Genomic DNA, 3,902 nt, shown 5'->3' with positions numbered 1-3,902 from the left:
GCGATATCTGCCGCACGCTTTATACCTCAAATCTGATTATGAACGGCGAATCATCTGTTTTTCATGCCATCAACAGGAATAAGGAAAGTTTTGAAGTTGATTTAAAACGTGAAGAAGATTGTGAAATGGTACGCGAACTGCTTAAAAAAGCAGATGTAATGATCCATAATTTCCGACCAGGGGTAATGGAGCGTTTGGGTTTCGATTATCAATCCGTAATCGCTTTAAATCCAACCATAATTTATGGCGAAATTTCAGGCTATGGCAATAACACGGAGTGGAAAAACAAACCTGGCCAGGATTTACTTTTGCAATCGGTTACCGGCTTAACCGCTTTAACCGGAAATGCCGATAGTGGCCCTGTAGCAATGGGCTTATCCATTGTAGATATGTTGGCAGGCGCGCATTTGGCGCAGGGAATCCTGGCCTGTTTATACCGAAAAGCGTTAAAAAACGAAGGTGGTTTTGTGCAGATCAGCATGATGGAATCCGCTTACGATTTCCAGTTTGAAACCATCACCACTTTCATGAATGATGGTGGATCGTTACCTCAACGTTCGAAAAAGAATAATGCAAATGCATATTTAGGCGCTCCTTATGGGATTTATCAAACGGAAAACGGATATTTAGCCCTGGCGATGGCATCCATTCCACAGCTCGGGAATCTGCTTGGCTGCGAACCATTAGAAGATTACATTGAAATCGCCGAGGCATTCGATAAACGTGATGAAATTAAGGCCATTTTGGCCGATCATCTTTTATCGGCAACTACCGAAAAATGGCTTTCCATTTTAGAACCTGCCGATATTTGGTGTGCCGATGTGTTAAACTGGAATGCTTTAATGGCCCATGAAGGTTTTAAGGTGCTGAAGATGGTTCAGGAAGTGGAAATGATTGATGGTTACAAGTATGAAACCACCAGATGCCCGATCCGTATTGATGGAGAATTACTAACTTCAGCAATTGGTTCGCCAAAATTAGGACAGGATAATGAAAAAATTATCAAAGAATTTATAACACAGCATACTACTGCAAATGCATAACCAAATAGAAACTTTCAGGATAGCCGTTCGTAAATTTGCGCCATTTGAAGCTGCGATGCAGAAATTCTGGGAACAATATTGTATCCGTTCGGGCTGTACACTAAAGTTGGAAATGGTGGTAATGGACCTGCACGAACTTTACTACAGTACCATCACTCAAAAAGGTTTGGCAAAAGGCGATTTTGATATTGCACACATCAGTACCGATTGGGTGTTGGAAGGCTATTCAGACAGTGATTTCGAAGTTTTAAATCCCTACATCAACAAAAACAAACCGGACGATTTCCCGAGGGGATGGAGCAAATCGCTTTTGGGGCTGCAGCGCTTTGGCTGGGAAGTGGTGGGCATGCCATTTCATGATGGACCGGAATGTTTTATTTATAGAAGAGATCTATTCGAAAGTGAAACCGAAAAGGCTCGATATTTTGCTCAATTCGGCAAAACCTTAGCAATACCCAAAACCTGGGAAGATTTTCATCAGATTGCCCGTTTTTTCAACCGTCCAGAACAAAATTTATATGGCAGTATTTTCGCCTGTTATCCCGATGGCCACAATACTGTTTTCGATTTCGCACTTCAATTATGGACGAGGGGCGGGACACTGGTTGATAAAAATGGTTTTATCCAGATCAATACACAAGCGGCGATTGATGGGCTTAATTTCTACCGGATGATTGTGAATGACAAAACTGCTGTTCATCCAAAATCTGCAGCATTCGAATCTGTAGCTGCTGGAATAGCCTTTTCACAAGGTGAAGCCGCCATGATGATCAACTGGTTCGGTTTTGCGGCCATGTGCGAAGTAGATGCAAATTCAAAAGTAAAAGGCAATATAGATGTTGAACTTTTACCCTCAGCCATTAACGAAAACTCAGCTTCTTTAAACGTATACTGGCTTTACACCATTGCTAAAGGTAGTAAACACAAAGATATCGCATACGATTTTCTTCGTTTTGCCCTGGCTGCAGAGCAGGATAAACAGCTCACATTAGCAGGAGGGATCGGCTGCAGGATATCGACCTGGAAAGATGAAGAGATCAACCAGCTTATTCCTTATTACCATAAATTAGAACAATTACACGAGGTGGCCAATATGTTGCCACAGAAACAAAATTGGGCTGCTATTGCCGCCATCATCGACCAAATGGTTTTACAGGCCATCAATACTGATGCCCAAACAGAAGCGCTCATCCAGCTTGCACAGAACCAGATTAATGAAATTGACAAATGAGTATTGACATCAAATATAAACCCGAACTACCACAGCGCAAACAGCCCATCATTATTATTGGTGCAGGTGGGATAGTGGCCGATGCGCATCTTCCAGCATATAAAATTGCTGGTTTTGAAGTGCACGGGATTGTAAACCGGACCAAAGAGCGGGCACAGAAATTGGCTGATGCTTTTGGAATTCCAAACGTATATAATTCAGTGGCCGAAGCAGTAAAATTGGCACCAACCGATGCAGTTTACGATTTAACGATTATGCCTGAGCAATACATCGAAACATTAAAGCAGTTGCCCGATGGGTGTGCGGTGTTAATTCAAAAACCCATGGGCGATGATTTTACACAGGCAAAAGAAATTCTCGAACTCTGCAGAACCAAGAATTTAAAAGCAGCTATAAACTTCCAGTTGCGTTTTGCGCCATTTGTAAGTGCCGCAAAATACATCATAGATAAAGGTTTAATCGGAGAATTATACGATATGGAAGTCCGCGTAACAATTAAAACGCCTTGGGAGATTTTTCCGCATGTAATTATTCATCCGCGTTTAGAAATTCAGTACCATAGCATTCATTATGTTGATTTAATCCGTTCGTTTTTGGGCAATCCAGAGAGTATTTTAGCAAAAACCCTAAAACATCCGGCTAAAAGTTTGTCATCATCTCGTTCTACGATCTTATTTGATTATGGCGATACGATGCATGCGGTAATCAACACCAACCATGACCATGATTTTGGTCCGAAGCACCAGGAAAGTTATATCAAGTGGGAGGGAACCAAAGGGGCAATTGTAGCTAAAATTGGTTTATTGATGGATTATCCGCACGGCGTACCTGATGTTTTTGAATACTGTATTGTAGAAGATGGAAAATCACCGGAATGGCAAACCGTTAAGTTGGAGGGATCTTGGTTCCCAGAGGCTTTTATTGGTACGATGGCCAATTTGATGCGCTATAATGAAGGTTCAAGTGATGTTTTACATACTAGTGTCGAGGATGTAATCCAAACCATGGCGGTGGTAGAAAGTGCTTATCAATCAAGTGATATTGGTGGCGTAAAGGTAAAAGAACGATTAAATAAATAGAACGTCATTGGGAGGTATGGACTGAGTGAGCCAACCTGTGCTGATTTTTATCGGTAAAGCAATCTGTTTTGCAAGAAAGATTGCTTCGTTTCGATGAAAAATCGAAAACTCGCAATGACGGAATTATAGATAAAAAACACAAAATCGTCCTCGTTTGTAACGAGGATGCAGGAGAAAAGCGATTGCATCGCTTATAAAAAGTTAAAAACTATGTATTTCAAATCAACATTTTTTGAAGATTATCAATTACAGGATAAACGTGTAACACTAGGTCGCACAATAACCGAAACCGATTTTGTAGTTCATGCAGGTCATACAGGCGATTTCTTTCCACATCATATGGATGCCGAATGGTGTGCAACACAACCTTTCAAACAAAGAATTGCGCATGGAACAATGATTTTTAGTATTGGTATCGGTTTAACCGCATCAGAAATCAATCCGGAGGCCATGAGCAAAGGCTATGATAAATTACGCTTTGTAAAACCTGTTTTTATTGGTGATACCATTCATTCTGAAATCACAATCTCTGAAAAAGGAGAGAGCAAA

4 protein-coding genes are annotated in these 3,902 nt (G+C 41.0%); all 4 read left to right on the top strand.

Features of this window, described 5'->3' with window-relative positions; all coding sequences use genetic code 11:
- Nucleotides 1-1,043, top strand: a 1,043-nt coding sequence (locus tag ASU31_RS26965; RefSeq protein WP_057935329.1) for a CaiB/BaiF CoA transferase family protein, incomplete at its 5' end; no start/stop codon positions are given.
- Nucleotides 1,036-2,274 carry an extracellular solute-binding protein gene (locus tag ASU31_RS26960; RefSeq protein ID WP_083505566.1) on the top strand — a complete coding sequence of 413 codons (1,239 nt, stop codon included), beginning with the start codon at nt 1,036-1,038 and terminating at the stop codon, nt 2,272-2,274. The genes ASU31_RS26965 and ASU31_RS26960, both read left to right, overlap by 8 nt.
- The gene (locus tag ASU31_RS26955) at nt 2,271-3,353 is read left to right on the top strand and encodes a Gfo/Idh/MocA family protein (protein WP_057935326.1); all 1,083 of its coding nucleotides are present in this window, start codon (nt 2,271-2,273) and stop codon (nt 3,351-3,353) included. The genes ASU31_RS26960 and ASU31_RS26955 overlap by 4 nt, the downstream gene beginning before the upstream one ends.
- A 210-nt stretch (nt 3,354-3,563) precedes the next feature.
- Nucleotides 3,564-3,902, top strand: a 339-nt coding sequence (locus ASU31_RS26950; protein WP_057935327.1) for a MaoC/PaaZ C-terminal domain-containing protein, incomplete at its 3' end; no start/stop codon positions are given.

It is taken from the genome of Pedobacter ginsenosidimutans, from assembly GCF_001442625.1.
Taxonomy (GTDB): domain Bacteria; phylum Bacteroidota; class Bacteroidia; order Sphingobacteriales; family Sphingobacteriaceae; genus Pedobacter; species Pedobacter ginsenosidimutans.
This window is presented reverse-complemented; position numbering and strand designations above follow the sequence as displayed.